The sequence below is a fragment of the Bordetella flabilis genome (genome assembly GCF_001676725.1).
GTDB lineage: Bacteria > Pseudomonadota > Gammaproteobacteria > Burkholderiales > Burkholderiaceae_B > Bordetella_C > Bordetella_C flabilis.
In genome coordinates this window covers 942,816-969,135 of sequence record NZ_CP016172.1, presented here as the reverse complement: position 1 = coordinate 969,135, position 26,320 = coordinate 942,816, and the positions used below count along the sequence as shown (strand labels likewise).

General features: G+C 67.6%; 18 protein-coding genes and 2 pseudogenes. 12 read left to right on the top strand and 8 right to left on the bottom strand.

The window, feature by feature from the left end; all coding sequences use genetic code 11:
* Positions 1 to 129: 129 nt before the first annotated feature.
* Complete coding sequence (locus tag BAU07_RS04255) at positions 130 to 1,014, bottom strand: LysR family transcriptional regulator (RefSeq protein WP_066654436.1); 885 nt, start codon at positions 1,012 to 1,014, stop codon at positions 130 to 132.
* A 129-nt stretch (positions 1,015 to 1,143) separates the two neighbouring features.
* Between BAU07_RS04255 and BAU07_RS04250 the strand changes: the two genes are divergently transcribed.
* From BAU07_RS04250 to BAU07_RS04225, 5 genes are all read left to right on the top strand, one after another.
* Complete coding sequence (locus BAU07_RS04250) at positions 1,144 to 2,133, top strand: Bug family tripartite tricarboxylate transporter substrate binding protein (RefSeq protein WP_066654435.1); 990 nt, start codon at positions 1,144 to 1,146, stop codon at positions 2,131 to 2,133.
* Positions 2,134 to 2,207: 74 nt separating this feature from the next.
* Positions 2,208 to 3,359 carry a mandelate racemase/muconate lactonizing enzyme family protein gene (locus tag BAU07_RS04245; RefSeq protein ID WP_066654434.1) on the top strand — a complete coding sequence of 384 codons (1,152 nt, stop codon included), beginning with the start codon at positions 2,208 to 2,210 and terminating at the stop codon, positions 3,357 to 3,359.
* 107 nt (positions 3,360 to 3,466) lie between these two features.
* The gene (locus BAU07_RS04240) at positions 3,467 to 4,435 is read left to right on the top strand and encodes a Bug family tripartite tricarboxylate transporter substrate binding protein (RefSeq protein ID WP_066654433.1); all 969 of its coding nucleotides are present in this window, start codon (positions 3,467 to 3,469) and stop codon (positions 4,433 to 4,435) included.
* A 28-nt stretch (positions 4,436 to 4,463) separates the two neighbouring features.
* On the top strand, positions 4,464 to 5,555 hold the full coding sequence (locus BAU07_RS04235) for a mandelate racemase/muconate lactonizing enzyme family protein (protein WP_066654432.1): 1,092 nt from the start codon (positions 4,464 to 4,466) through the stop codon (positions 5,553 to 5,555).
* Between the two features lie 386 nt (positions 5,556 to 5,941).
* On the top strand, positions 5,942 to 7,759 hold the full coding sequence (locus BAU07_RS04225; RefSeq protein ID WP_084025310.1) for an ABC transporter ATP-binding protein: 1,818 nt from the start codon (positions 5,942 to 5,944) through the stop codon (positions 7,757 to 7,759).
* A gap of 142 nt (positions 7,760 to 7,901) precedes the next feature.
* On the opposite strand, the gene BAU07_RS27660 is transcribed toward BAU07_RS04225, so the two are convergent.
* Positions 7,902 to 14,972: an autotransporter outer membrane beta-barrel domain-containing protein gene (locus BAU07_RS27660; protein ID WP_066654430.1), complete on the bottom strand. Its 7,071-nt coding sequence runs from the start codon at positions 14,970 to 14,972 to the stop codon at positions 7,902 to 7,904.
* Positions 14,973 to 15,326: 354 nt separating this feature from the next.
* Here BAU07_RS27660 and BAU07_RS04215 point away from each other — a divergent pair, with 354 nt between their 5' ends.
* Positions 15,327 to 17,189: a PhoX family protein gene (locus tag BAU07_RS04215; protein WP_066654428.1), complete on the top strand. Its 1,863-nt coding sequence runs from the start codon at positions 15,327 to 15,329 to the stop codon at positions 17,187 to 17,189.
* Positions 17,190 to 17,218: 29 nt separating this feature from the next.
* Here BAU07_RS04215 and BAU07_RS04210 read toward each other — a convergent pair whose 3' ends face one another.
* Genes BAU07_RS04210 through BAU07_RS04195 form a run of 4 tightly spaced genes read right to left on the bottom strand, consistent with a single transcriptional unit; the run spans position 17,219 to position 21,745 of the window.
* Complete coding sequence (locus BAU07_RS04210) at positions 17,219 to 18,598, bottom strand: MmgE/PrpD family protein (protein WP_084025308.1); 1,380 nt, start codon at positions 18,596 to 18,598, stop codon at positions 17,219 to 17,221.
* 26 nt (positions 18,599 to 18,624) lie between these two features.
* A complete protein-coding gene (locus BAU07_RS04205; RefSeq protein ID WP_084025306.1) occupies positions 18,625 to 19,614 on the bottom strand; it encodes a Bug family tripartite tricarboxylate transporter substrate binding protein in 990 nt (329 codons plus the stop codon).
* 27 nt (positions 19,615 to 19,641) lie between these two features.
* Positions 19,642 to 20,406, bottom strand: coding sequence for an SDR family NAD(P)-dependent oxidoreductase (locus BAU07_RS04200; protein ID WP_157121977.1), 765 nt, complete (start codon positions 20,404 to 20,406; stop codon positions 19,642 to 19,644).
* Positions 20,399 to 21,745, bottom strand: coding sequence for an MFS transporter (locus tag BAU07_RS04195; protein ID WP_066654422.1), 1,347 nt, complete (start codon positions 21,743 to 21,745; stop codon positions 20,399 to 20,401). Before BAU07_RS04195 ends, BAU07_RS04200 begins: the two co-directional genes overlap by 8 nt.
* Before the next feature lie 236 nt (positions 21,746 to 21,981).
* On the opposite strand from BAU07_RS04195, the gene BAU07_RS04190 reads away from it, so the two are divergent.
* From BAU07_RS04190 to BAU07_RS27345, 5 genes and pseudogenes are all read left to right on the top strand, one after another.
* A complete protein-coding gene (locus BAU07_RS04190; protein WP_066654420.1) occupies positions 21,982 to 22,680 on the top strand; it encodes a GntR family transcriptional regulator in 699 nt (232 codons plus the stop codon).
* 93 nt (positions 22,681 to 22,773) lie between these two features.
* Entirely contained in the window at positions 22,774 to 22,935 is a 162-nt protein-coding gene (locus BAU07_RS27350; RefSeq protein ID WP_198168867.1) for a hypothetical protein, read from the top strand.
* A gap of 11 nt (positions 22,936 to 22,946) precedes the next feature.
* A pseudogene (locus BAU07_RS27775) lies at positions 22,947 to 23,162 on the top strand (tripartite tricarboxylate transporter substrate-binding protein); the annotation flags it as partial.
* Positions 23,163 to 23,223: 61 nt separating this feature from the next.
* Positions 23,224 to 23,337 (top strand): annotated as a pseudogene (locus tag BAU07_RS27770) (tripartite tricarboxylate transporter substrate binding protein); the annotation flags it as partial.
* 64 nt (positions 23,338 to 23,401) lie between these two features.
* Positions 23,402 to 23,554 (top strand): hypothetical protein, encoded by a 153-nt coding sequence (locus tag BAU07_RS27345; RefSeq protein WP_198168866.1) that lies wholly within the window; start codon positions 23,402 to 23,404, stop codon positions 23,552 to 23,554.
* Between the two features lie 55 nt (positions 23,555 to 23,609).
* Here BAU07_RS27345 and BAU07_RS04180 read toward each other — a convergent pair whose 3' ends face one another.
* Together BAU07_RS04180 and BAU07_RS04175 are read right to left on the bottom strand one after the other, a co-directional pair.
* A complete protein-coding gene (locus BAU07_RS04180) occupies positions 23,610 to 24,605 on the bottom strand; it encodes a Bug family tripartite tricarboxylate transporter substrate binding protein (protein WP_066654416.1) in 996 nt (331 codons plus the stop codon).
* Positions 24,606 to 24,652: 47 nt separating this feature from the next.
* Positions 24,653 to 25,744 (bottom strand): mandelate racemase/muconate lactonizing enzyme family protein, encoded by a 1,092-nt coding sequence (locus BAU07_RS04175; RefSeq protein WP_066654414.1) that lies wholly within the window; start codon positions 25,742 to 25,744, stop codon positions 24,653 to 24,655.
* Positions 25,745 to 25,972: 228 nt separating this feature from the next.
* Here BAU07_RS04175 and BAU07_RS04170 point away from each other — a divergent pair, with 228 nt between their 5' ends.
* Positions 25,973 to 26,314 (top strand): hypothetical protein, encoded by a 342-nt coding sequence (locus BAU07_RS04170; protein WP_066654413.1) that lies wholly within the window; start codon positions 25,973 to 25,975, stop codon positions 26,312 to 26,314.
* Positions 26,315 to 26,320 lie beyond the last annotated feature (6 nt).

Genomic DNA, 26,320 nt, shown 5'->3' with positions numbered 1-26,320 from the left:
AAATATCTGAAACATATCTATTTCAGTATTATCCCGCGCCGCCTCGCAATGAACCCCCTGCCCGGCCCCTGTCCGAGGCCTGCGCCGGTGACAGGCGAGGGACCGCCCGCGATGCGGCCTGACTGGCGCCTAGCGCCGGTACAAGCCCTTCAGGATGGCGACGACGCCTGCGGTCAGGCGCGTGGCCGGCCTGGCCTTCGGCACGGCCAGCACCAGCCTGTTGCGGATGACGGGGGCGCCGATGGGTGCCCATTGCAGGCGGTCGGCGTGCTCCCACAGGGCCAGCGCGCCCTCGGGCAGGATGGTGTACCCCACGCCGCTGGCCACCAGCCCGAACACCGTATGCACATAGCCGGCCTCGGCCACGATCTGCAGCGCGATGCCGCGCGGCTTGAGCACCGATTCGACGCGGTCGCGCACGGCGTTCAGCGCGCTGGTCACCACCATGGGATAGGCGGCCAGCGCGACGAGATCGATCTGGCGCGGCAGCCTTGCGGCGCTGGCGGGCGCAACCAGCACCATCTTTTCGCTCGCGATGGGCAGGTAGGTCAGTTGCGGCGAAGGCAGCGGGTTGTGCACCAGGGCCAGATCCAGCCGGCCATCGATGGCCCATTCCGTCAGTTGGGGGCTGACGCCTTCCGACATGGACAGCACGGCGCGCGGGAACCGCTCTCGGAATTGCTGCACCAGCGCCACGCCGATGCGCAAGGCCACGACGGAGGGCAGGCCCAGCGTGATGCGGCCCGACGGACTGGCGTGCATATCGCGCAGTTCCTCGCCGGCCACCCGCGCCACGTGCAGCATGGTGCGCGCATGAGGCAGCAGGGCCGCGCCGGCCGCCGTGGGCACGGCGCCCCGGCCCGTGCGTACCAGCAAACGCTGGCCGGTCTGGTTTTCCAGCAGCGCGATCTGCCGGCTCAGCGTGGACTGGGCGACGTTGAGCGCCAGCGCCGCCCGGCTGAAGCTGGCGGTATCGACCACATGGACGAAGTATTCGAGTTGCTTGAGCTCCATCGAGAAACAGCATATCTGATATCCGCTCTATCCGTATTCAGAATGCCTGCGGCACACCCATAATCGAGCCGAACCTGCCATGGGACGCCCCGCCGCCCCGCCGACAAGACGCAGGACCAGGAGACAGGAATGCTTCATCGATGGATGCCGTTGCGCCAGGTGCTGGGCGCGGTGCTGGCCTGCGCGGTCGCGCTGTTGGCCGCCACGGCGCAGGCCCAGGCTTTTCCGGACAAGCCGATCCGCGTCATCGTGGGTTTTCCGCCGGGCGGCCCGACCGATGCGGTGGCGCGCATCGTCGGCGAGCACGTATCCCAGGCATTGGGCCAGCCCGTCATCGTCGAGAACCGGCCCGGCGCGTCCGGCAACATCGCCGCCGCCTACGTGGCCCGCTCCGCCGCGGACGGCTATACGCTTTTCTTCAGCACGGCCGGCGTGCTGTCGATGAATCCCTTCCTGTACGCCGACCCTGGCTTCGATGTGAAGCGCGACTTCGCGCCAATTACCCATGCGGTCAGCGTGCCCGCCCTGCTGGTGGTGCAGCCGGCCTTTCCCGCCAACGATGTGAACACCCTGGTGCAGATGGCGCGCCGCGAACCGGGGCGCATCTCCTTTGCCTCGGCGGGATTCGGCGGGCCGCCGCACATGGCGGTGGAACTGCTGAAAAGCGTCGCGCATATCGACTTGCTGCATGTGCCGTACAAGGGCGCCGCGCCCGCGATGACGGACCTGATCAGCGGACAGGTGCAAATGGGTATCCTGGACCTTCCCGTGCTGCTGCCCCAGGTCAGGGCCGGCAAGCTGAAGGCGCTGGCCATTACCAGCAAGGCCCGCTCGCCCCTGCTGCCCGATCTGCAGACCATGACCGAAGCCGGCTATCCGGGCGCGACCTTCGACAACTGGTATGGCGTGGTCGCGCCGGCGGCCACGCCGGCGCCGGTGCGCGACCGATTGGCCAAGGCCTTCATCGCGGCGCTCGACGACCCCGGCGTCAAGCGCAAGCTGACCGACATGGGCGCCATCGTCGTCGCCAGCACGCCGGCCGAATTCGGCGCCATGATCCAGGCCGAAACGCAGCGCTGGGGAGAAGTCATCCGGCACGCCGGCATCAAGCCCGAGTAATCGGGACGCGCGCGCCCATCCCGTTCCCCGGCGGCCATCCGCGCGGCCGCAGATGCAGACGCAGACCCAGACGCATGAAAATCACTTCGATCAAGTCCTATTCCATCGATCCGGGATTCCGCAACCGGACCTGGCTGTTCGTGAAGGTGGAGACCGACGCCGGCCTGCACGGCTGGGGCGAGGCCTATACCCTGCGCGGCCGCGACCTGGCCATCGAAGGCGCGGTCGCGGAACTGGGCGCCGCCACGGTGGGCCGCAGTCCCTTCGACATCAAGCATTTCACGCAGGGCGTCAATGACGATTTCGCGCAGCGCCGCCATTCCTTCGAGCTGTATTGCGCGCAAAGCGCCATCGAGCACGCGATGTGGGACATCGTGGGCAAGGCCTGCGGGCAACCGGTCTATAACCTGCTGGGCGGCGCCTACCGCCGCCGCATACGCGTCTACGCCAATGGCTGGAGCGACGATTGCAAGACGCCGGCCGACTATGCGGACGCGGCGCGACGCGTGGTGGACCGGGGCTATGCGGCGATCAAGCTGTCGCCCATTCCCGGCCCCTGGCGCACGCACGTCCCGCGCGCGCACGAAGATCACGTCATCGCGGTGGTGGCCGCCGTGCGCGAGGCGGTCGGGCCCAATGTGGAGATCCTGTTCGATGCCTTGCGCCGCCTGGCGCCTTATAGCGCCATCCGCATGGGGAAAGCGATGGAGCCGTTCCGCTTGTACTGGTACGAGGAACCCTGCCCCGCGGACCACATCGGCGCGCTGGCCGAGGTTCGCGACGCGGTGGCCATCCCCATCGTTTCGGGTGAAACGCTGTATGGCAAGCCGGCGTTCCGCGAACTGTTCGAGCGCCGCGCCGTGGATATCATCAACCCGGATGTGTGCAACGTCGGCGGCATCCTCGAAATGAAGGAAATCGCGGCCATGGCGGAAGCGCACGCGGTCGGCGTGTCGCCGCACAACTTCAATTCCACCACCCTGGCGCTGGCCGCCACGGTGCACGCCTCGGCCACGATGCCGAATTTCCTGTTGACCGAGTACTACCTGCCCTTCGTCGAATTCGGCGACCGCATCTGCCCGGCGCAATTGCGGCCCGTGGACGGCTATATCGAACTGCCCGATACGCCCGGACTGGGCCTGGACCTCGACGAGCAGGCGCTGGCGCGCTACGCCGGACGTGCCGCGGGTGCACCCGCGCTTCGGCAGCCCATACATGAATCGTGAACCGCGGCATGACTGCCGGCCCTGCGCGCTGCCCGGCTCGCCCGCTACGCCTGCCTGCATCAATGAAAAGAGGGCGGCTTCATCCGCCGACCAACAAGGAGAATTCCATGCGGTTCTGGCCCACCATACTTGCCCTGCTTTGCGCACTGCCCACCGCCGGCGCCCGCGCCCAGTCTGACTACCCGACGCGGCCCGTCACCATCGTCGTGCCCTATACCGCCGGCGGCGGCGTGGATACCGTCACCCGAATCATCGCGCCCCTGCTGGCCAAGCGCCTGGGCCAGGCGGTGCTGATCGACAATCGCCCGGGTGTTTCCGGCATGGTGGGATCGCAACTGGTGGCGCGCGCCAAGCCGGACGGCTACACGCTGCTGGCCGGCAACACGACGACCAATGTGTCGAATCTGTTCGTCTACAAGACCCTGCCTTACGATCCGCGCAAGGATTTCGAGCCGATCACCATGGTGGACAGCGGTCCCTGCGTGCTGGTGGTGGCGGCGGACAGCCGATTCAACTCGGTGCAGGACATCATCGATGAACTGAAGGCGCACCCGGATGCGCTGACCTACGGCACCAGCGGCAATGGCAGTTTCCACCATATGTCCGCTTCGCTTTTCCAGAGCATGACGCATACGAAGATGCGGCAGATCGCCTACAAGGGCAGTCCGAACGTCATGACGGATCTCATGGGCGGGCGCATCGATATGGCCTTCGAGGTGATTCCGGTGGCCGAGCCGCTGATCAAGGCCGGCCGGCTGAAGGCGCTGGCGGTCACCAGCAAGCACGAAATGGCGGCGCTGCCGGGCGTACGGCCGGTAGCCGATCTCGGCATTCCCGGCTTCGAAATGGTGGCGTGGAAGGGCATCTTCGCGCCGGCCGGCACGCCGGACCCCATTGCACAGAAATTGGGCAAGGACATATCGGAGATCGTCAGGATGCCGGAGGTGCGCAAGCGCCTGGAGGCGCTGGGCGTGAATGCGGACGGCCGGCATAACGCGGACTTCGGCAAGGTCGTGCAGTCCGACATCGCCTATTGGGGGCCCATCCTGCACGGCGCCGGCGTCGTGCCCGAATGACCGCCCGCATTCTTTCGAGATCCACACCATGAAAATCACCAGGCTGACTTTGAAGGTCGTGAGCGTTCCGCTGCCCACGCCGATCCCCAGCGCGCGCATCGTCATCAAGAGCGCCGACTGCATACTGGCCATGCTGGAGACCGACGAAGGGCCGGTCGGCGAAGGCATGGTGTTCACCCTGAACGGCCATCGCCTGTCCGTGCTGCACGAAACCCTGCGCAGCCTGGAACCGCTGGTGGTCGGCCTGGAGCCGGGCATGAGCGGCGCCTTCTGGTCGCGCGCCTGGGCCGATATCGCGTTCCTCGGCCATCGCGGCGCCACGGTGGTGGGCTTGTCCGCCATCGACATGGCCCTGTGGGACCTGCGCGGCAAGCAGGCCGGCCTGAATGTAAGCCGGCTTATCGGGGCATGCCGCGACAGGGTGCCGATCTACCGCAGCGGCAGCCTGCGCCTGTCCTCCTCCATCGACCAGTTGCAAAAGGAAGCTGCCGGCTTCGTCAAGGACGGCTACCGCGCCATGAAGATGTCCCTGGGCAAGCCGTCCGCGCGCGAAGACGTGGCGCGGGTGCGCGCGGTGCGCGAGGCGCTGGGCCCGGACGTCCGGCTGATGGCCGATTGCAACCAGCAGTTCACCGCCGACCGTGCGATCCGGCTGGGACGGCAACTGGAGGAATTCGACCTGGCCTGGATCGAAGAGCCGGTGCCGTATCACGACCACGCGGCGGAAGCCGTCGTCGCCGCGGCCCTGGATACTCCCATCGCCAGCGGTGAAAGCGAGTATGCGCGTTTCGGCATGCTGGACATGCTGCGGCACCGATCCGCCGACATACTGATGCCGGACCTGCAACGCATGGGCGGCCCAACGGAATTCCTGAAGGTGGCGCATCTGGCCGAGGTGCACAACACGCCGATCTCGCCGCACCTGTTCACCGAAATGAGCCTGTCCCTGGCCGCGGCGCTGCCCAATGCCATCTATGCGGAGCACATGCCCTGGTTCGCGCCGCTGTACGGCGCGCCCATCGAACTGGACGCCGATGGCAACGCGGTCGTGCCCACCGCGCCGGGATGGGGGTACGCCTTCGATCCGCAGGCGGTGGCGCGGTTCGCCGTTCAGGGCTGAAGCAGGGCATAAGCCAGACCGAAGCAACGCAGCGAAAGCGTCTGACCTTTTGCCACCGTATTGACCTTGCCCCGGCGACGACACATAATCTGCGGCTTGGCACACAGCCATCCGTTTCTTTCCAACTTCATCCCAGGGAGGCGCATGATGATCAAGACCACGCCCATCGCCATCCCGCGCGTACCTCGACGACCGCATTAGGTCGTCTTCCGCGTGGGCCTGTCGCCTGACTACTGTCCGGCGACCGGCCCGCCACGCCCCTTCCCGCGTACCGATAAACCGATAACGTCATTCGACGGCATCGCCCTGCGCCTTCGCGCGGGCGCTGCCGCTTCCGGTTCTTCCTATCGAGAATGCCGGCGCTCCACCATGCGCCGGCGAACACCATGGCCATGACACAAACCCATCATGAACAACGTCAAGGGACGGCCCAACGGACGTTCCCCAAGGTATTGAGTTTCGCGGCGCGGTATTGGCGGCAGCAGCCCTGGCGCATGCTCGCCATCATGCTGTTCGCGCTGCTGTCCGCACTGGCCGACGTGCTGACCCCGCTCTTCGCCGGCCGGCTGATCGACGCGGTGGCCGCCGACGCATCGGACACCGAGGGCCGCTGGCGCACGGCGCTCGCGGCGTTCTGGCAACTGGTGGCGCTGGGCGTCTCCGGCATCCTGTTCCGCCAGGCCGCCTATCACGCCATCATCCCATTCACGCTGGGCATGATGCGCGGCATGGTTACGCAGGCGTTTTCCCACGTCCAGCGCCTTTCCTCGGAATGGCATGCCAACAGCTTCGCCGGCTCCACGGTACGCAGGATCACGCGCGGCATATGGGCCGCCGACGACCTGAACGACACGCTGCTGGGCGCGCTGCTGCCTTCCTGCGTCATGCTGGTGGGCGCGACCGCGCTGCTGGCGTTCTATTGGCCGGTCATGGGCCTGGTCGTGGGAGTGGGCTCGGCGCTCTACATCGCGGTAACGGTGCTGATGACGCTGAACTATGTAGCGCCGGCCGCCACGCTCAGCAACGCCTGGGATACCCGCATGGGCGGCGCCATGGCCGACGCCGTCAGCTGCAATGCGGTGGTCAAGGCATTCGGCGCGGAAAAACGCGAGGAGGCGCGGCTGGGCCAGGTGGTGGAGAAGTGGCGCAGGCGTACCCGGCGCACGTGGATACGCTCCACGTTCAGCAATGGCGCGCAGGGCGCGATGCTGACCGCCATGCAGGCCGCGATGCTGGGCACGTCGCTGTATCTGTGGGTGCGCGGGCAAGCGACGGTCGGCGACATCACCTTCGCGTTGACCATGTTCTTCATGCTGCAGGGCTATCTGCGCGAAGTCGGCATGGACCTGCGCGACCTGCAGCGCGCCGTCAATGACATGGAAGAACTCGCCACCCTGCATGACCAGCCGCTGGGCGTACGGGACGCGCCACGGCCGGCGGAGTTCACGGTCAGCGCCGGACGCATCCGCTTCGATAACGTGTCGTTCGGCTATGGCCGCCATGCCGCCCCGCTGTTCCAGGGCTTCACGCTGGACATCGCGCCCGGGGAACGCCTGGGCCTGGTCGGCCCTTCGGGATCCGGCAAGACCACCTTGGTCAAGCTGATCCAGCGCCTTTACGACGTGGATGGCGGACGCATCACCATCGACGGCCAGGACATCGCCCAGGTCGGCCAGGCCTCGCTGCGCCGGCGGATCGCCATCGTGCAACAGGAGCCGTTGCTGTTCCACCGCACGCTGGCGGAAAACATCGCCTATGCGCGGCCCGGCGCCACGCGCGCGGAGATCGAGCAGGCGGCGCGGCTGGCCAGCGCCCACGACTTCATCATGGCGCTGCCCAAAGGCTACGACACGCCGGTGGGCGAACGCGGCGTGAAGCTGTCCGGCGGCGAACGGCAACGGGTGGCCATCGCGCGGGCTTTCCTGGCCGATGCGCCCATCCTGATCCTGGACGAGGCCACATCCAGCCTGGACAGCGAAAGCGAAGCGCTGATACAGCAGGCGATGGGCCGCCTGATGGAAGGCCGCACCACGCTGGTCGTGGCGCACCGCCTGTCCACGGTGCGGGCGCTGGACCGGCTGCTGGTGATGGACCGCGGCCGCATCGTCGAGGAAGGCAGCCACGACGCGCTGGCCCGGCTCGATGGTGGACGCTACCGCCGCCTGCTGGAACACCAGACCCCTGGGGCGGCCGTGCTGGCGTGATTGCACGCCGCGAAGACTCGTCCCGCGCCATCGTTCCGCACCCGCGGGCGGCGCGCCCCCCCGCGGAACCGGATGTCCACGGCGCGCGCCATAGCCGATGGCGTGCGCCGCCTCCGTCAGCGATGGCGCGCGCCGCAATCCGTCAGAAGTGGTACGCGAACCGCGCGCTTGCCGTCTGGCTCAGGAAGGAATGGCCGAAGTCGGCGGTGTAGCCTGCCTTCAGCTCGAAACCGCCGGCCCGGAAGACCTGTACGCCCAGGTCGACCTTGCCCAGGACCTCCGGCGACTTGATGTAGTCGGTGAAGGTGCCATTGGCCGACGATGCGCCAACGAAGCTGGAATTCAGCGTCCAGGTGCTGTCGGGGCGATAGCTGAAGCCCAGCGCGGCGTAGGTGCGCAGCGTCGTCTTCGCATCGACGTCGAAGCGATGGCCCACCTCCACCATCGGCGACAGCACCACATTGAACTGGTCGCTGCCGCGCACCTTCAGCGCATAGCCCGGCGCGCCCGATTCCTCGAAGCCGGGCAGGTGCGTATAGATGAAGTCCAGGTCGCCGTACGGGCGCACATACCAGTCGTCGTAGGCGAACTCGTAGCCTGCTCGCAGCCGGGTTCCCGCCAGGAAAATACTGGGCTCGCTGGTCAGCGTCTGGGTGCCACCGAAGGCATTGACCTTGCGGTTGCTGTCGAAGGAGCCGCTGGCCATGGCCAGGGACCCCGCGAAATACCACGGCCCCATGGTGTGCTTCAGCGTGATGGAGCCATCATAGGTATCGCCGTCGCCGTTGGAGCCGCCGCTCATGCGCGCCCAGGTCTGGCCGGCCGCGACGGACGCCCCCAGGTACCAGTCCGGAGCGATCCGGTGCTGGCCACCGAAGCGGTAGGTGGTGCCCGACACGTGATAACCCTGCGTATCGCCGTTGCTGGATTGATCGCTCCACCGGCCGTTCACCTGGCCCCACACGCAATTGTCCTCGTCCAGCATCACACCCTTGCCCTCGAAGACCGGGCAGCTCATCGAGGACCCCAGGATCGTGCCGGCCGAATTGGCCAGCGCGATCGACTGCGCCTGCGTGGCCTTGCTGGAGAACCGGTCCAGCGTACCCTTGTATTCGCCGGCGTCATTGATCTGCGACAGTCCCGCGAACACGTACGCGAAGGTCGGGTCCGCGTTGTTCCACGCACGGGTGTAGTAGTTGGCCAGCGAGGAGCGGCTGGAAGTCAGCGGTACGCCGGCGGGGGTGAAGTTGGAGTTCGGCGTCAGCGTAATGGTGTTGCCCGCCGTCCTGGCATCCCAGTCGAACACCAGCGTATCCTGCGCCTGCGCCGTCGTGCCCAGGTTGGACGCGCTGAGGACGGAGAAGGTGCCTGGCAGCAGCGTGACGGCATTGGGAACGATGGTGCCGTCCACGGAGGCATTGCCGTCGACCTGGAAGCGGCTCGATGTCCTGTTCAGCGCGTCGATCATGATGCTCATGCTGCCACTGCGGTTCTGCACGAAATTGCCCGTGACCCGCGTGACCATCGTGGGATTGTCGAACGCGATGATGCCGTTGTTGGTTGTAAGGACGGCATCGGCCAGCGGGCCGGGTGTCCAGCTCCCTTCGAGCAGCATCGAGCCGCCGTTCAGCTTGTAGCCGCCGGTCAGATGGCCCATGCCGTACACGTTCAGCGGCCCACCCGTGCCCAGTATGGCGATCGCCTGCGAGCCGCCGGCCGTCGCCACGCTGCCGCCGCTGTTGATGTTCAACACGCCCGCCTGGTTCGGTACCGTGTCGACCCAGATGCCGGTGCCCTGCGCGCCCGTACCGCCCATCACCGGCCCGTTGACATTCAGCGTGGGACCGCCCGCCGGGCTGAAGCCGTAACCAGCGCTCTGGGCGAACACGCCGATCGCGTTCTGTCCGGTGGCCGCCACCGCGCCGTTCACGGTTACCGATACAGCGCCCGGCACACCGCCGCAGGCCTTGTCGGTGCAATTCTTCTCGTACTGCAACGGCGCGCCGGCGTAGACCGACGTTCCGTTCACAATCAATCCGCCGCCACCGCCGACGCTTTGCGCGAAGATACCGATCGCCCCCGCCCCGGTGAGCGTGATGTTGCCGTCCGAGACGACCGTGATGGCGCCCCCATCGCCGCCCGCCGGGTTCTTGCCGTTCGAGATCCCCGACACATAGCCCGTATTGAGGGTCGGCACATCGGACGTCGTGCCGGTGACGCGGATGATGCCCCCGCCGCCGCCCACCGACTGCGCGACCACGCCGTGCGCACCGACGCCGGACGTCGCGATAGTGGTCTGGCTGCCCAGATACACATTGACCGGGCCGCCCGTGGCGCTGCCGCTGCCGGTCCAGCCTTCGATATAGGTGCCGGGCGTGCTGCTGCCGGTGGGCCGGGCGACGATGGCGCCGCCACCGCCGCCGATACTTTGCGCCACGATGCCGTAGGCGCTATAGCCCGAAGTCGTGATCGACAGCGGATTATCGTTCTGGCCGGGATTGAAGTTGACGGTGCCGCCGCTGCCGCCCGAAGACGTACCGCCGCCGGCCGTCAGCTTGAGCGAGCCGGTGGTTTGCGACCACACCGTGGCGCCGGCACCGCCCAGGCCGCCCCCGCCGCCTATCGATTGCAGCATCACGCCGTCGGCGACATCGCCGGTGGTGGTGATGGGCGCCGTGCCGCCGTTGGCCGGATAGAAATTGACGGTGCCCCCGTTGCCGCCGCTGCCGCCCTTGCCGTCGACGCCGGCGCCGACCGAAATATTGCCGTTGGCGCCGTCCGAGCCGTCCGCGCCTATGCCGCCGCCGCCGCCGATGCTCTGGGCGAGCACCGCGGAAGCGGCAAAGCCGGCCGTGGTGATGGAGGGACTGCCGTTCGGTTCCAGGTAGACGTCGACCGTATTGCCGTCGCCGCCGGGGCCGCCGCCACCGCCTATGGCGAAGTCCAGGTTGATCTGGACTTCGGCCGGCAGGCCGCCACCGCCCGTTGCGATGGCCGTACCGCCCTTGCCGCCGCCACCGCCGATGGATTGGGCGACGATGCCATGCGCCCAGTCGCCCGAAGTCGCGATGGGCGCTTCCAGATACGTCGTCACCGTACCGGCGTTGCCGGCGGTGCCCCCGGTTGCCCCTATGCTCATGGTGAACATCGGGTCATAGGTGGTGCTGCCGTTCTTGATGTTGCCGTATGCGTTGCTCAACCATTCGCGGCCGGCCAGCGCCGATACGATGGGATTGTCCTGCGAAGCATCGGAACCCGATCCGCCCGCCAGCCCGCCGCCGCCGCCGATGGACTGCGCCAGGATCGCCGTCGCATCGCCGCCGTGCGTGATGATCGGCGCCTGCGCGAGGACCGTCACGGCGCCCGCCGTGCCGCCCGGGGCGCCGGTCGTACCGAGCTGCAAGGTCACGCCCGGCTGGTCGGTTTCCTTGGTGTCGCTGTTCGTGAAGGAGCCCTGCAGGCTGAACGAGGAAGCCTGCGACGTGCCCCCGCCACCCGCGATGGATTGCGCGACGATGCCGAGCGCGCCCGAACCCCAGGTGGTAATGCCGTTGCCGCTGTACATGGCGACGTAGACATTGCCGCCATTGCCCCCGTTGCCGCCTGTCGCGCCCAGGGTCATCTTGAAACTCTGGTTGTTCCCCGTCCCGAAGCCCTGCGTGTTGCCGCTGCCCAGGCCGGCATCGCCGCCACCGCCGCCTATCGATTGCGCCTTTACGCCGTTGGCGAAGTCGCCCCAGGTCGTGATCGAGGTGGGCGCGCTTCCCCCAGGGTCCGCCGATGGCGCACTCTGGCTGTCGGTGGGCACCGTTCCGCCGATGGCGATCTGCACCGGCCCGCCGTAGCCACCGCCGCCGCCCTTGCCGCCGCCCAGCGAAACCGAAACGGTCGCGGACTTGGCCGTACCGCTCTCGGGCACCGAGGCGCCGGTATAGCCGATCGCCGCCGCGGACGCGGAAGAATCGCCGCCCTTGCCGCCGCCGCCGCCGATACTCTGCACCAGCACGCCGTTGGCGCCCTGGCCCGAGGTGGTGATGGAAGCGCCATTCGAAAGCGAGAACTGCGCCGGGCCGCCATTGCCGCCCTGGCCGCCTTTGCCGCCATGCGTAATGGAAACCGCCAGCGACGCCTGGCTGCCCGCCTCGGATACCGGCACGGACACCGCGATCGCCTGGGCCATGGCGGAGCCGCCGTAGCCGCCGCCACCGCCTATGCTCTGGACGACCACGCCATCGCTGTCCACGGGCAGCGTGTTGCAGGGGCCGCCGGCCGGCGCCGTGGGCGAGCAGGGAATCGAACTGGAGCCCAGCCCCTGCGTCAGGCGCACATCCTGGCCGGTCATGATGGAACCGCCTACCAGGGTCACGGCGGCCTGCTGGCCGTTGCCGCCGCCGCTGCCCGCGCCGCCGAGCGCCACGCTGGCGTCGAAGCCGGCGCCGATGCTGCCGGACAGCGCATTGCCGCCCGAGCCCCCGCCGCCGCCGATCGATTGCGCCAGGATCCCGGGCGACTTGGTGCCGGCGGTGGAAATATTGGTGCCGTTCGTGGTCACCGTGACCGTTCCGCCATCGCTTCCGCCGCCGCCGTTGCCGCCGATGGACACGGATGCGAACAACCCTTCGGTGCTCGCGCTGCCGCCATTGCCGCCGCCCCCGCCTATCGACTGCATGACCAGGCCGGCGGAATTTTCGGCGTTCGTATTGATGCTGCCGCCCACCAGCGTTCCGGTGACGGCGCCGCCCGGCGCGCTGGTGCCGGAATTGCCCCCGATGGTGACCAATAGGCCGGCGGCGTTGCCGCCATCGCCGCCGCCGCCGCCGATCGACTGGGCAAGCATGCCGATCGAGCTCACGCCATTGGTCGTGATGGAGCCATTGGTCGAATTGAACGTGACCGTATTGCCGGCCTGCCCGGCGCCGCCTGGACCGCCGACGCTGTAGGCGGTGCCGGATTGCGATCCGCCTACCCCGCCGCCGCCGCCGATGGACTGCGCCACGATGCCGTCGGCGCTCGCGCCGCTGGTGATGACGTTGCCGTTATTGGTCACGGTCACCGTGCCGGTGGTACCGCCCGAGCCGCCCGAGCTGGGATTGCCGTGGAATAGGTCCCAGCCGGCGCCGCCCGTGCCGCCGGAGCCGGCGATCGACTGGGCCAGTATGCCTTGCGCGGTAGCGCTGATCGTGCCGTTGTTGGTCACCGTGACCGATTGCGCGCTGCCGGCCGAACCCGCGCTGCCCGCCGTCCCGGTAAACCGCCCGTTGTCGCCGGAATTGTCGCCGCCGGCGCCGCCCAGGCTCTGCGCCAGGATGCCGATGGAATTGGACCCTTGCGCGTTGATGCCGGAAGCGCTGTCCAGGGAAATCGTCACATTGCCCGAGTTCCCGCCATTGCCGCCGTTCCCGCCGGTGGCCGAAGTCGCATTGGCATACCCGCTCCAGCCGCCTGTCGCGCCTTCGCTGCGCGCGACGATGCCGGGCGAGTTCTGCCCGTTGGTCGAGATACCGGTACCGGCCAGCCAGATGTTGACGTCATTGCCCGACCCGCCGATGCCGCCATCGCCACCGTCGGCGCTGCCGGCGATGCCCGTATCCGCGTAACCGCCATTGCCGCCCACCGCGCCCAGGCTGGCCGCGTAGATACCTGGCGATGTCTGCCCTGTGGTGCCCACGGTGATGGGCAGCGACGAGCTGCCGGACAGCGTGATCCCGATCGCGCCATTGACGCTGCCGCCATTCCCGCCCTGGCCGCCATGCGAGGTCGAAGCGCCGGTATCGTGGCTCCATCCTCCGTCGCCGCCCGCGCCCCCTAGAAGCACCGCCGCGATGGCGGGTGAATTGCCCACGTTCGGCGCCGCGGTGGAGATCGCGATGGGCGCGGTCTGGGCCGTCACGTTGATCGTGGCCGCATTCTGCCCGGCGGCGCCGACGCTACCGCCGGCGCCGCCGTTTTCAGAGGGATCGTTGCCGACGTCCGGAAAGCCCCCCACGCCGCCGGCGCCGCCCTGGCCAAAGGCCAGGATGCCCGATACCGCGTCACCCGTCGCGGCCACGCTGGCATCGGTCACATAGATCGATGCCGCGCCGCTGACCGCCCCGCCATTGGCGCCGCTGGCGCCGTTCTGGCCCTGCCCGTAGCCGCCCGCCCCGCCCGTTACCTGCGCCGCGACGGCGGCATTCGGTACGGACGGCGCATTGGCCGGCGGGGTTCCGCTGATCTGCAGGCTGACATTCGCCCCCGCAGTCAGCGTTACCGTGGCCGAGCCGCCATTGCCGCCCACGCCGCCGTTGCCGTTGCCGTTGTTCGCGCCCACACCGCCCGCGGAATAGGCCTGGACGCCCCACATGCCATTGCTGCTGCTGCCGGCGTTCTGCCAAGTCCAGTCGACATCGACCGCCGCGGAACTCGACACGCTGGCACTGCCGGCGGCGCCTCCGGCCGCCGTGCCATTGTTGCCGTTGCCGCCGAAGGAAAAGCCCTGGATGCCGGCGAAGCCCCCCCAGCCGGACAGGGTTGCGTCGATCGCGCCGCTATTGTTGATCGCGACACCGGCAGAACTGCCCGCGGTGTAGCCGGATGACGCGCTGCCGCCCTGGTCGTCCGCCCATATGCCGGCCCCGCCGATCGCGGCGACGCCGGACAGGCTCAGGGAAATCGGACTGCTGTTGTTGATCGTCAGGGCCGCGGTCGACGATCCGCCATTGCCGTTGCTGCTGGTCCCCGCCCACTGCTGCGCCCAGATGCCGAAGACATAGCCGTTGATGGTCTGCTGTCCCCCGGTCACCGTGATGGGGCCGGAACTCGTGATGGTCAGCCCCTGCGTATTGGTTCCCGCGCCACTGCCGGCATTCTGGCCATAGGACGAAAACTGCAGCGCGCCGTTTGCCGTGGAGGGCGCGACATAGCTCACGCCGCCGGGCGAAGTCACCGACATGGGCAAGGCATTGCCGCCGGTGTCCCCGCCGGTATTGCTCAGTGTGATGGAAGACCCGCTGGGTGAAGACGGCAGGTTGCAGGTGTAGACGCCGTTTTGCGTGGAGCAGTATTGGCTTTGCGCCACCGCCACCGACGGCAGGGCGAATACGGCGCCCGCGCCGAGCACGGCGGCCACAATCGCCGGGTGCTTGAACAAGGCCAGGTGAGGTCGGGGCCGGCGGCCCGGTTCAGACTGCAAATCGTTGCTGGAACGGTTGGCGTAGCACAGCCTTGCCTTCATCGCGAGTCCCCTGAACCCCTGCGCCCGACCCCCATGGCATGGCTTGCAGGGCTACTGTCCCCCCCGGGACCTTGGCAACCCGCTATGCGGGGAGCGGTAATACGCTTTGCAACTGTTTGAGGTGCGGCATGTCTGAATCGGCAGCGAGATTATCAAACTATGTCTGCGCCAGCGAAATATTTTCACAAATTGTCGTATTTGCGCCAGTGAGCGCAACGAGAAGCTTCTACGGTCGCCGTGCCGGTAGTACGCACACGGGGATTCCCTGGAGCAGCGTCGCACCGAGCTGACAGAAAGCTGTCGCATTTCGGGCGCAATATCCGGTGCATTCATACCTTCCACCAAGGAAAAGCCGTGTCCCGTTCCACCGACGATGCAAAAGCCCGTTCCGCGACGATGGTCAGCCCGGTGTCCCCGCGACCCGGCCAGACGCTGGCCGAAGTGCTGGCCGTCAATCCCGCGCGCCGCACACTGCTGAAGTCCGGCTTCGGCATGGCGGCGCTCTCCGTATTCGGTGGCGAAACCATCGCCGCCACGCTGGCCCAGGCCGGCGTGCCGGGCGATGGCGGTACGCGCGGCGGCTCGGGCGCGGCCGCATCGCGCCCGGCCAACGGCCTCGATCCCGAGAAGGACTATTCCATCAGGTTCCAGCCCGTGGCCCGTTCCACGGCCGACCAGGTCGTGGTGCCGCCGGGCTATGAGGTGCAAGTGCTGTTTTCCGCCGGGGATCCGGTCGAAGCCGGCGCGCCCGCGTGGACCCAGGGCAGCTTTCCCGCCTGGGATATCGCCGGCAAGCGCGCGGGCGGCGACCACGACGGAATGCATTACTTTCCCCTTGCGGGGGTGGACCCGCAGAAAGGCGGGCTACTGGCGATCAACCACGAGCAGCTCGACATGCAGGTGCTTTTTCCGGAAGGCACCTTCCCGAAGAACACCTTCGACGAGAAGACCGCCACGCCGGACCAGAAGCGTCTCGCCCTGTCGGCCGTCGGCGTCTCCGTGATCGAGGTCGAATACGCCGGCGGCGCGTGGCGCGTGAAGCAGGACTCGCCCTACAACCGCCGCTATACCGGCAACACCGTCTATGCCGTCAGCGGACCGGCGCGCGAGAAGATCGGCGACAAGGTGGTTGGCACGCTGAACAACTGTTCCAGCGGCGCCACGCCTTGGGGCACTTACCTGACCTGCGAAGAAGTCACGCACAACTACTTCGACGGCAGCCAGCCCAAGGCCGGCTACGGCTGGGTGGTGGAACTCGACCCCCAGCGGCAGATCCTGGAGACCGGCGTCAAGCGCACCGCGCTGGGCCGCTTCAACCACGAGAACGTGGCGTGGCTGGCCGACGACGCCCGCCGCGTGGCCTTCTACATGGGCGACGACAGCACGCCGGGCTGCATCTACAAATTCGTTCCCGATCGCCCCTTCGACGCAAGCGCCCGCTCGGCCAACCTGGGCCTGCTGGACCAGGGCACGCTGTACGTGGCGCAGTTCAACCCTTCGGGCGAAGGCAAGTGGATCGCCCTGTCGCACGGCAGCAAGGGGCTGACCGCGGCGGAGGGCTTCCACTCCCAGGCCGACATACTGGTGGAGTGCCAGCAAGCCGCCGTCTCGGCGGGCGGCACCGTCATGGACCGCCCGGAATGGATCACCGTCGGCCCGGCCAAGGACATTTACGTCACGCTGACCAACTACACCGGCCGCGGCGGCAAGGCGCCCGTGGACGAGGCCAATCCGCGCGCCGAGAACCACCACGGCCATATCATCCGCTGGAAGGAGACGGACGACTCGCCCCTGGCCACCACCTTCAAGTGGAACATCTTCCTGCTCGCGGGCGACCCCGAACAGGCGGCCGCGCAGGACAAGCCGGCGCTGGCCGGCAATATCGACGGCGATGACTTCAGCAGCCCGGACGGCCTGCGCCAGGATGCGGCGGGCAGGCTGTGGGTGCAGACCGACATGAACCTCGGGGCCGTGGCCACGCCCAAGGTGTTCGGCAACAACGGCATGTACTGCATCGATCCGGCGACCGGCGTGTCCAAGCGCTTCCTGGTGGGGCCGGTAGGCTGCGAGCTGACCGGCATCGCGTACACACCGGACCTGACCACCTTCTTCGTCAATATCCAGCACCCCACCCAGGCCTGGCCGGTGCCGGGGCAGGTCGCGCGGTCCTCCACGCTCGCCATACGCCGCAAGGACGGCGCGCCGATCGGCAGTTGAAGGGCGGCAGCCATCGCGCCGTTCGCCCGCTAGCGGGCAAAGGGCGCGAAATCCACGGCCGGGCTGTCGAACAGCGCGTGGACGTGCGCCAGCAAGCCTTGCGTATCGTCCTTCGCCAGTCCGCCATACGCGCAGTTCGCCTGGAACTTGCGCGTCAGGTCCTCGTCGCTGAGCGGGTGGTCGACCCCGCCCTTGAAGTAGCCCTGGCGGAATTCGTGCACCTTGCCGTCGACCAGCCGCACGCGCACATGCCCCGTGAATTGGCGGGGATAAGGATTGTGCGGATCGACGACGTACGAGACCTTCGACGCCACCGCCAGGATCGTCGGGTCCTCGACGATAACGTCGTCGTATTCGCGCAGCCCCGCATCCCCGCGCACGATCGCCACCGCGATCGCATACGGGACGCTGAACTTGGCCGCGTAGCCGTTCGGCGGCGAACGTTTCTGGTCGAGCGGTTCCCACAGGCGATGCAGCACGCCTTCGGCGGCCTCGCATTCGATGCCGGCGATGGCGGCCGGATCGATGCCCAGCTTGCCAAACTCGCGCGCGCAGTCGATGTAGGGATGGCACATGGTGCCGCAGGCATAGGGCTTGAACGCGATGGTGGGCCAGATCCAGGTTGCGCCGAAGCCCGCCATCATGGCGTCGAAGTCGCCCGCCGCGGTATTGGCGAAGCCGTGGAACAGGCCATGCGATCCTTCGAACACGGTGCGCGGGCCCTTGAACCCTTCCCGGGCCAGGCGCACCGCGCGGTAGCCGGATTGCGCCGCCCAGCCCGGATGCATGCGTTTGGTCCAGGATCCGTCGGCCAGGTATTCGATGATGCCGGAGGCCATGCTGCCGGCGATGCCGAAGGCGTCCACCAGTTGCCCTTCCGTCAGGCGCAGGGCCGCGCCTACGCCCGCGACGGCGCCCATCACGCCGAACACCGCCGTCGGATGAAAGCCCGCCTTGTGCACCTTGGTGGGCGCCACGCTGCACAACCGGCACATGACTTCCGTGCCGATCGCCAGTCCGCGCAGGAAATCCTCGCCGGAAAAGCCATGCCGCTCCGCCGCGGCCAGCAGCGCCGGCACGATGACGACGCCGGCGTGCACCGGCCCCCCTTCGTAGGTATCGTCAAAGTCCTCGCCATGGGCGGCGATGCCGTTGATGAAGGCGGCGCCCTCGACGCCAAGCTTGCGCGCGTGGCCGAGCACCGTGCAGGGACCGTCCGGGTCTATCGCGGCGAGCGCCGCGTGCACATACGGTTGCGCGCGGGCCGCGATGCAGATGCCTGCGATATCCAGCACCATGCGCAGGCCGGCGGCGCGCGCCCCCGCTTCATGCTGCGGGTTGGCCGCGACGATGCCGCGGGCCAGGCGCTGCGATACGGAAGCTTCGTTGTTGTTGCGATCTTGGGACATGGTTGATCCTGTGTAGTGTCCGTGCCTCAGTCCAGTTGGATATGGCCGATGCGTGCCACGTCGGTCCAGGTCTGGACCTCCCTGGCGATGTAGTCGCCGAACTGCGGCGGGGCCATGGGCATGGGCTCGATGCCCAGTTGCCGGAGCTTGTCCGCGAAGTCCGGCGTCGCCAGGATGGCGTTGACGGTCGTATTGAGTTTTTCGGTGATGGCGGGCGGCAGCCTGGCGGGGCCGACGACGCCGTACCAGGTCAGCGCCTGCATGGCGGGAAAGCCCAGTTCCTTGAAGGTGGGCACCTCGGGCAGCACCGCCTGCCGCTGCTCGCCGGTGACGGCCAGCGGGATCACCCTGCCCGCGCGCACCATGGGCAAGCCGGCCGCGACGCCGGGAAAGACCGTCTCCACGCGTCCACCCAGCACATCGGTCAGGGCTTCGCTCATGCTCTTGTACGGCACGGGGAGGTCCTCGAATCCGGCTTCATGCTTGAACTGCTCCATCGCCAGGTGATTCAGGGTGCCGTTGCCCGAAGTGCCATAACTCATCTTGTCGGCATTCCGGTTGGCGTATGCGATGAAATCCTTGAGCGTCTTCACGCCCAGCGTGGGGCTGACCAGCAGCATGTTGGCGGTACCGCCGATCATGGCGATCGGCGTAAAGCTCTTCACCGGGTCGTAGGGCGTCTTGCGCACCGCCGGGTTGGTGCCGTGTGTGCCCACATAGGCAATCATCAGCGTGTAGCCGTCGGGCGCGGCGCGGGCGGTGTCCGCGGCGCCGATGATGCCGCCCGCCCCGCCCTGGTTCTCGATATAGAACGATTGCCCCAGGCGCTTGGACAGCGCCTCGGCCAGCAGGCGGCCCACCACATCGACGCCGCCGCCCGCGCCCTGCGGCGCGATCACGCGCACCTTGTGGTCGGGGTAGTCGCCCTGCGCAAGCACGGCACGCACGCCCATGCATAAGGACAGCGCGAGCGCCGCATGCGCCAGCCTGCGCGCGGATGTACCCATTGTCTTCATGTCCACTCCTGGAGAATTCCGCCCGGGCTAGCCGAGATAAGCCCCGCCATTGGCGTGCAGCGTCTGTCCGGTCAGGTACCGGGCCTTGGGCCCGCACAGGAAAACCACCAGGTCGGCGACTTCCTCCGACGCGCCCCGGCGTCCCAGCAGGGTGCGATGGCTGGCGTGATGCGCCGGCGTCCCCTGCGCGGAACGTCCGCGGGCCGTGTCGATCAGGCCCGGCACCACGCAGTTGACGGTGACGCCGCTGTCGCTCAGGTCGTGGGCCAGCGCGCGCGTCAGGCCGACCAGGCCCATCTTCGCGGCGATCACATGCGCGCGGCCCGCGGAGCCCCCATGGGCCGACATGCCGCCCATATTGACGATCGCGCCAGCCGGCGAGCGCCGCAACCAGGGCGTGGCCGCATGCGCGCACAGATAGGCGCCGTCCAGGATGACTCCCGTGACTTCGCGCCACTGCCGCCAGTCCAGGTCGTCGAAGCGCGACTCGCGGCGCACGGCGGCATTGTTCACCAGGATATCGATGCGGCCGAAGCGCGCCACGGCCGCATCGACCAGCCCTTGCGCGCCGGCGGGGTTCGACACGTCGGCAAGATGCACCAGGGCCTGTCCGCCGGACCGTGCGACCAAGGCGGCCGTCTGGGCCGCCTCATCGGCGGCGCTGTGCGCGTTCACCACCACGTTCGCCCCCTCGCGGGCGAGCCCGATCGCGATCGCCCGGCCGATGTTGCGGGCGGCGCCCGTCACGATCGCGACACGTCCGGCCATGGCCGGGCTTCCTGCTTCACTCATGCGCACTGCTCCTTAATTCCATGATGGGCGGTCCGGATGCGGCGACCTTGTCCGGCCTGCGCGTCGTGGCTTGCAGCGGCTTGTCGGGCCTCATCCAGAAGGACATCACGATGCCCACCAGCAACACGGCGATCGACACGGCGAAAGGCGAGGTATAGCTGCCGGTCACATCGACGATGTAGCCGAAGGTAATGGGCGAGACGACCGCGGCCAGCCCCGCCGCCGTACTGACGAAACCGGTGGCCACGCCCGCATGGGCCGGCGCCACATCCATGGGCGTGGCGAATACCGGTCCGGCGCTCAGTTCCAGGAAGAACAGCGCGGCCGCCAGGCACACCGTCACCACGGTGTCGCCATGCACGGACAGGACGCCCGCCATGCACAGGATGGAGCCGGCGAAGCCCAGGATGACCACATTGCGGCGCGAGGCGTTCAGCTTGCCGCTGCGCGTGTACAGCCAGTCGGTCAGCATGCCTCCGGCGGTATTGCCGACCACGGCGGCCAGGAAGACGGCGGCGGTATAGAAGGCCGAATGCTTCAGGTCGATGTGGAAGTGCGACACGAAGAAGCTGGGCAACCAGCTCAGGTACATCCACAGCACCCATGCGTGGGCGAAGAAGACGATCGTCACCGGCAGGATGCGCAGCAGCAGCGCCAGCCAGGGCACGGGCTCGCGCCGCCCGTCGCGGTCGCGCGCGGCATCCGCATAGGGCGGCAGCGCGGCCAGTTCTTCCAGCGTCATGCCGCGATGGTCGCGCGGGTCGTCGCGAAAATAGCTGTACCACAGCGCCACCCACAGCAGGCTCACGACGCCCATCACCACGAAGGAGCCGCGCCATCCCACGAAAGGAATCATGAAGACGACGAGCGGCGGCGTCAGCGCCGCCGCCGCGCGCGAGGCGGAGTGGGTGAACCCCTGCGCGAAGCCGCGCCGCTCGCGCGGAATCCAGTTGCTCATGGCACGGGTGGCGACCGGGATGGTCCCGCCTTCGCCTGTACCGACCAGCAGCCGTGCCAGGATCAGGCCGCCGAGGCCCGTGGCGAGGCCGGTCACCAGGGTCCCCAGCGCCCAGAGGATCCCGGACACAGCCAGCATCCGGCGCGGGCCGTAACGATCGCCCAGGTAACCGCAGACGATCTGGAAAACGGCATAGCAATAGCCGAAAGCGGCCAGCGCCACACCCAGCCGGGTATTGCTCAAACCGAATTCCTGTTTGATCAGCGGGGCTGCGACCGACAGGTTCACGCGGTCCACATACTCGATGAAATACATGGCGCACAACAGGATGAACACCCTGCCCGCCGTGCCGCGGAACATCCTTGCCTTGATCGCCGCCATTGTCTCGACTCCACGTGTAGCGATGCGCCGGGCCGCGCCACGCCTTTCTTGTTCATCGCCTTGTCGTGGAGGTCCCCAGGCTGGCGCGGACATGCGGCGATCCGCGCGGAGGGCATGAGAAGATTGTCGACGATCAGACGATATGCCATTACTTTAGTTTTGTTATCCTTACCCTCCGCTGAAGTCGGCGCCCCCTGCGGGGTGCCCGCCGCGAACCGTTTTGAGCCGTATCCGTCATGCCTTCCGCTTCCGCCACGCCATTCGATCTGTTGCGCTCCATGACCCTGTCCGGCCTGGTGCAGGAGGAGATCCTGCGCGGCATCAAGTCCGGCGAATTGACGGTGGGCGCCCGGCTGAACGAAAGCGAGCTGTCGCAGCGGCTCGGCGTCAGCCGCAGCCCCTTGCGCGAGGCGTTCCGCGCGCTGGAAGAAGCCGGGCTGGTGCGCCTGGAAAAGAATCGCGGCGTCTTTATCCGCGACCTGTCGGATGACGAGGCGGCGGAGCTCTATGACGTCCGCGCCGGCCTGGACGAAATGGTCGGCCGCCGCCTGGCGCCCCGCATTACCGACGACCAGTTGGCGGAGCTTGGCGAGATGCTGACGGAACTGGAAACCTCGTCGGCACGCGATGGCTTCAACCGCCATTTCGAACTGAATGTGGCGTTCCACGACCGGATCGTCGAAATGGTCGGCAACGCCACGCTGCTCGGGATATATCGCCAGGTGGTGAACCGCATGCACCTGCTGCGGCGGCGCGGTTTTTCCCTGGTGGGCAGTTCATCGGCCTCGCATGCGGAGCACCGCGCCATCCTGCAGGCCCTCGCCACCCGGGACGCCGACGTGGCCGCCCGCGCGATGCGGCAACATGTGCAGAATGGCCTGCAGCGCGCCGTGGCGGCGCATCACCTCGAGGAAGATCCGGCGCCCGCGCCGTAATACCGGAACCCCATGGGTGCCCGCGGCACTCACCGCTCCGTTTGGACCGCCGCATCGCGGCGGTTATCCCGCCACAAACGGATCGAGAGACGCATGGACTTCCGCAAGCGCGAGTGGGCCGCCGTCATGCTCATGGCAACCCTGGCCTGCACGAGCGCGTCTGCCGCCGAATCGGAATCGCCCTATCCAGCACGTCCCATTACCATCGTCGCGGCTATCCCCCTGGAGCGGGCCTGGATACCCTGGCCCGGTTGATAGCCACGCACATGTCCGGGCACATCGGACAGCAGGTGCTCATCGAGTACCGTCCGGGCGCCGCGAGCAATATCGCGGCGCAGTCCGTGGCCCGCGCGAAGCCCGACGGATACACCGTCTTCATCGGCGGACGGCCGAACACCATCCATAAGGTCATGTACGAGCGTCTGGACTACGACTTCGCGCGTGACCTGGTTCCCATGGGCCTGTTGGCGACCGTACCGTACGTGGTCCTGGTCGCGGCGTATTCGCCCATCGCGGATCTCGAAGACATCATGACCCTCGCGGGTGCGACCCGTCGCGGCCCTCTCGGGACGCAGGCTCGCCATCGTCAAGGACGTCCCGACCATAGAGGAAGCGGGCCTGCCCGGCCTGGACCTGGATTCCTGGTACGGCCTGATGGTACCTGCCGGCACACCCGCGCATGTCGTCGCAAAGTTGGGGGGATGCCCTCAATGCGGTGCTCATGAATCCCGTCTTGCAGCAAGCCTACATGGAGCTCGCCTATGTGCCGCCGCTGCATCCGAACACGCCCCAGGCGCTGCGGGAGCTCATTTCGCAGGAAACCGAAAGGTGGACGACGATCATCGGGCAGCGGGGACTGAAGCCGGCGCGCTAAAGGCGGCGCGGCTCAGGGCGTATCAGCAACAGGCGCCAAGGTCGCCGACACGCTGTTATTCCGCCTTGATCTGGTTCTCTTCGATCACCTGCTTCCATTTGGCGCTATCGCGAGCGGCCAGGGCCTGCATTTCGGCGGGTGTAGTGGCCTGGGGATCGACGCCCAGCTCGACCAGCTTCTTCCGCACCTCGGGGTCGGCCAGCGTTTGATGGATCGCACGGTTCAGCTTGTCGATTAGCGCCGGTGGGGTCTTCGCGGAAACATACAGGCCGCTCCAGTTGTTCAGCTCCACGCCCTGTATGCCTTGCTCCGCGAAGGTCGGCACGTTGGGAAACAGCTCGCTGCGCTTGGGCGCCGCGATCGCCAGCGGCTTGAGCCCGCCCGACTTGACCTGGCCGACCAGCCCGGGGATGTCGCCGATGAAGGCCTCGACGTGGCCGCCCAGCAGATCGCTGATGGCCGGCGCGGCGCCTTTTTCGGGCACGTGCAGGAATGCAACCCCGGTGGCCTTGGACAGCAGCGCAATGCCCATATGCGGCATGCTGCCGATCCCCGACGACGCGAAGTTGACCTGCTTGGCCTTGGACGCATTCGCGACGAAGGACTTGGCGTCGGTGGCCGGGTTCTTCGGATTCACGACCAGCATTTCGGGCGTGTTAACCACCAGCGACACGGGTGCGAAATCCTTCACCGAGTACGACAGCCTGGGATAGAGAAAGGGATTCACCGTAATGGCGCCGGCCGTCGTCAGCCACAGCGTCTTGCCGTCGGCAGGCTCGTGCAGGATGTACTGCGCCGCCACCGCGCCGTTGCCGCCGGGGCGGTTCTCCACCACCACATTCTGTTCGAGCGCCTTGCCCAGCGTATCGCTGATGACGCGGGCCATAAGGTCCGATGGCCCGCCGGGCGGGAACGCGACGACCAGGCGGGTATAGGCCTGGGCCTGCGCAGGGCCCGAAGGCGCGAGGGCGCCGGCCAGGACCGCACCGGCGAACAGCGCGGCGGACACGAGTGCGCGGGCATGAGCGCCACGCCGGATGGAAGGTTTCATGGGTGTCTCCAGGTCATTGTTATGGACTGATGGCTTGCCGGGGAAAGCTATGCGATGCGGCTGCGCTCGATCAAGGCCGGATCGGGATCGCGGCCCAGGCCCGGCCCTGTCGGCACATCGACAAAACCGCCGGATGCCACGACCGAATCGCCCAAGGGGTTGCCATCCAGCTCGCAATAGCAATATTCGAGGGGAATGTCTTCTTCCAGCGCGGCCAGTATGTGCACGGTGGCCAGCAAGCCCGGGCCCACATACGGAGAATGCGGCGCCAGCGCCACGTTCCATGTGCGCGCCAGCTGCGCGATGCGCATCATCTCGCCGATGCCACCGATCTTGGTCACGCTGGGCTGCGCATAATCCACCGCGCCGGCGGCGAACATGGATTGGAAATCCAGGTAGCCCGAGGCGTTTTCGCCGGCCGCCGTCGCCACGGGGCTTTCGCGCCGCACGCGGGCCAGGCCGGCATAGTCTTCCGGCGGCCAGATCGGCTCCTCCAGCCAGAAAAGCTGCTCCGGCTCCAGGGCGCGCGCCATGGACATCGCCTGCTCCACTGACCAGGGGCAATTGGCATCCACCGTCAGCTTCACATCGGGGCCAATGGCGGCACGGGCGCTCCTGACCGGTTCCTCCGTGATCTCGTGCAGCTTGATCATCCCGAAGCCCTCGCTGACGGCCTTCGCCGAATTGCGCCCTGCCAGTTCCGCGTTGCCGTAGCGCATCAGGCTGGCATAGGCGCGGACCTTGTCGCGTCGCCGGCCGCCCAGCAGTTCGGCCACCGGCTTGCCGGCGGTCTTGCCGGCCAGGTCCCACAGGGCGATATCCAGACCGGACAGGGCATAGACCACCGGTCCGGACCGGCCCAGCAGATGGAACTTGCGCGCCAGGTCCGACATGATGCCGTCGATGTCCGCTTCATCCCGGCCCACCGTCATCGGTTCTATCAAGGCTTCGATGGCCGAACGCGTCGCCGGCCATACCGCGAAACCGAATGCCTCGCCCCAGCCAACCATGCCCTGGTCCGTCTCGACCCGGACAAGCAACATTTCCATCTGGCGCGGCTTGCCCGCCAGCATGGGCGGCGGACCCCAGATATTGAAAGGCAGGGTCAGCGGGATGGCGGAGACAGAGCGGATGGTCATGCTGGCGGCACCGGTTCAACGCGAAGGCACCAGTCTAAAGGTGTGGCGGCCAGAAGCAAGCCGGCGGTGGCGTACCCGGAGGCGGCACGCGGAACTCCCCCGCCACGTCACCCACTAAGTCCGCCGTTCCATAGATACCCGTGTTGCTTCCCCTGGACCAGGCGGGGGCATCCCGGTCCGGCGCCGATGCCAGCGCCAGCGCATACGCGCATCGCCAGGAGAATCCCCATGTCCATCAATTTTCCTGCCGGCAGCTACAACTGGCCGACGTCGGAGCCGACGCTTGCGCTGGAACCAGCGACGCGGGACGACGTGGTCCTTATCGCGGACATCGCCGCTGGCGAGTCCCTCACCTACCACGAAGCCAGCAACTCGGCGACGTTGCGCTTCCCGTGGGAGAGCGGCGACCCGGAGAACGGCGGACGAGTCCTCACGGGCCGCTTGCTGTCGACGGGATACGCCGTGGCCGTGGCGGCAGGAGGACCGGTTCTTTCGACGCTGCTGAGCATCCAGGCGGGTGCGGGCTACTCCTACGCGATCGACCCTCCCCGCCAGGACGGCGATCGCTGAATCCGC

Bases quoted from the DNA above. Each gene is read 5' to 3' on its own strand.
- BAU07_RS04190 (WP_066654420.1), top strand. From the start codon at position 21,982: ATGCCTTCCGCTTCCGCCACGCCATTCGATCTGTTGCGCTCCATGACC.
- BAU07_RS04210 (WP_084025308.1), bottom strand. From the start codon at position 18,598: ATGTCCCAAGATCGCAACAACAACGAAGCTTCCGTATCGCAGCGCCTG.
- BAU07_RS04175 (WP_066654414.1), bottom strand. From the start codon at position 25,744: ATGACCATCCGCTCTGTCTCCGCCATCCCGCTGACCCTGCCTTTCAAT.
- BAU07_RS27660 (WP_066654430.1), bottom strand. From the start codon at position 14,972: ATGAAGGCAAGGCTGTGCTACGCCAACCGTTCCAGCAACGATTTGCAG.
- BAU07_RS04240 (WP_066654433.1), top strand. From the start codon at position 3,467: ATGCGGTTCTGGCCCACCATACTTGCCCTGCTTTGCGCACTGCCCACC.
- BAU07_RS04205 (WP_084025306.1), bottom strand. From the start codon at position 19,614: ATGAAGACAATGGGTACATCCGCGCGCAGGCTGGCGCATGCGGCGCTC.
- BAU07_RS04195 (WP_066654422.1), bottom strand. From the start codon at position 21,745: ATGGCGGCGATCAAGGCAAGGATGTTCCGCGGCACGGCGGGCAGGGTG.
- BAU07_RS27345 (WP_198168866.1), top strand. From the start codon at position 23,402: ATGAATCCCGTCTTGCAGCAAGCCTACATGGAGCTCGCCTATGTGCCG.
- BAU07_RS04180 (WP_066654416.1), bottom strand. From the start codon at position 24,605: ATGAAACCTTCCATCCGGCGTGGCGCTCATGCCCGCGCACTCGTGTCC.
- BAU07_RS04170 (WP_066654413.1), top strand. From the start codon at position 25,973: ATGTCCATCAATTTTCCTGCCGGCAGCTACAACTGGCCGACGTCGGAG.
- BAU07_RS04235 (WP_066654432.1), top strand. From the start codon at position 4,464: ATGAAAATCACCAGGCTGACTTTGAAGGTCGTGAGCGTTCCGCTGCCC.
- BAU07_RS27350 (WP_198168867.1), top strand. From the start codon at position 22,774: ATGGACTTCCGCAAGCGCGAGTGGGCCGCCGTCATGCTCATGGCAACC.
- BAU07_RS04255 (WP_066654436.1), bottom strand. From the start codon at position 1,014: ATGGAGCTCAAGCAACTCGAATACTTCGTCCATGTGGTCGATACCGCC.
- BAU07_RS04250 (WP_066654435.1), top strand. From the start codon at position 1,144: ATGCTTCATCGATGGATGCCGTTGCGCCAGGTGCTGGGCGCGGTGCTG.
- BAU07_RS04245 (WP_066654434.1), top strand. From the start codon at position 2,208: ATGAAAATCACTTCGATCAAGTCCTATTCCATCGATCCGGGATTCCGC.
- BAU07_RS04200 (WP_157121977.1), bottom strand. From the start codon at position 20,406: ATGAGTGAAGCAGGAAGCCCGGCCATGGCCGGACGTGTCGCGATCGTG.
- BAU07_RS04225 (WP_084025310.1), top strand. From the start codon at position 5,942: ATGGCCATGACACAAACCCATCATGAACAACGTCAAGGGACGGCCCAA.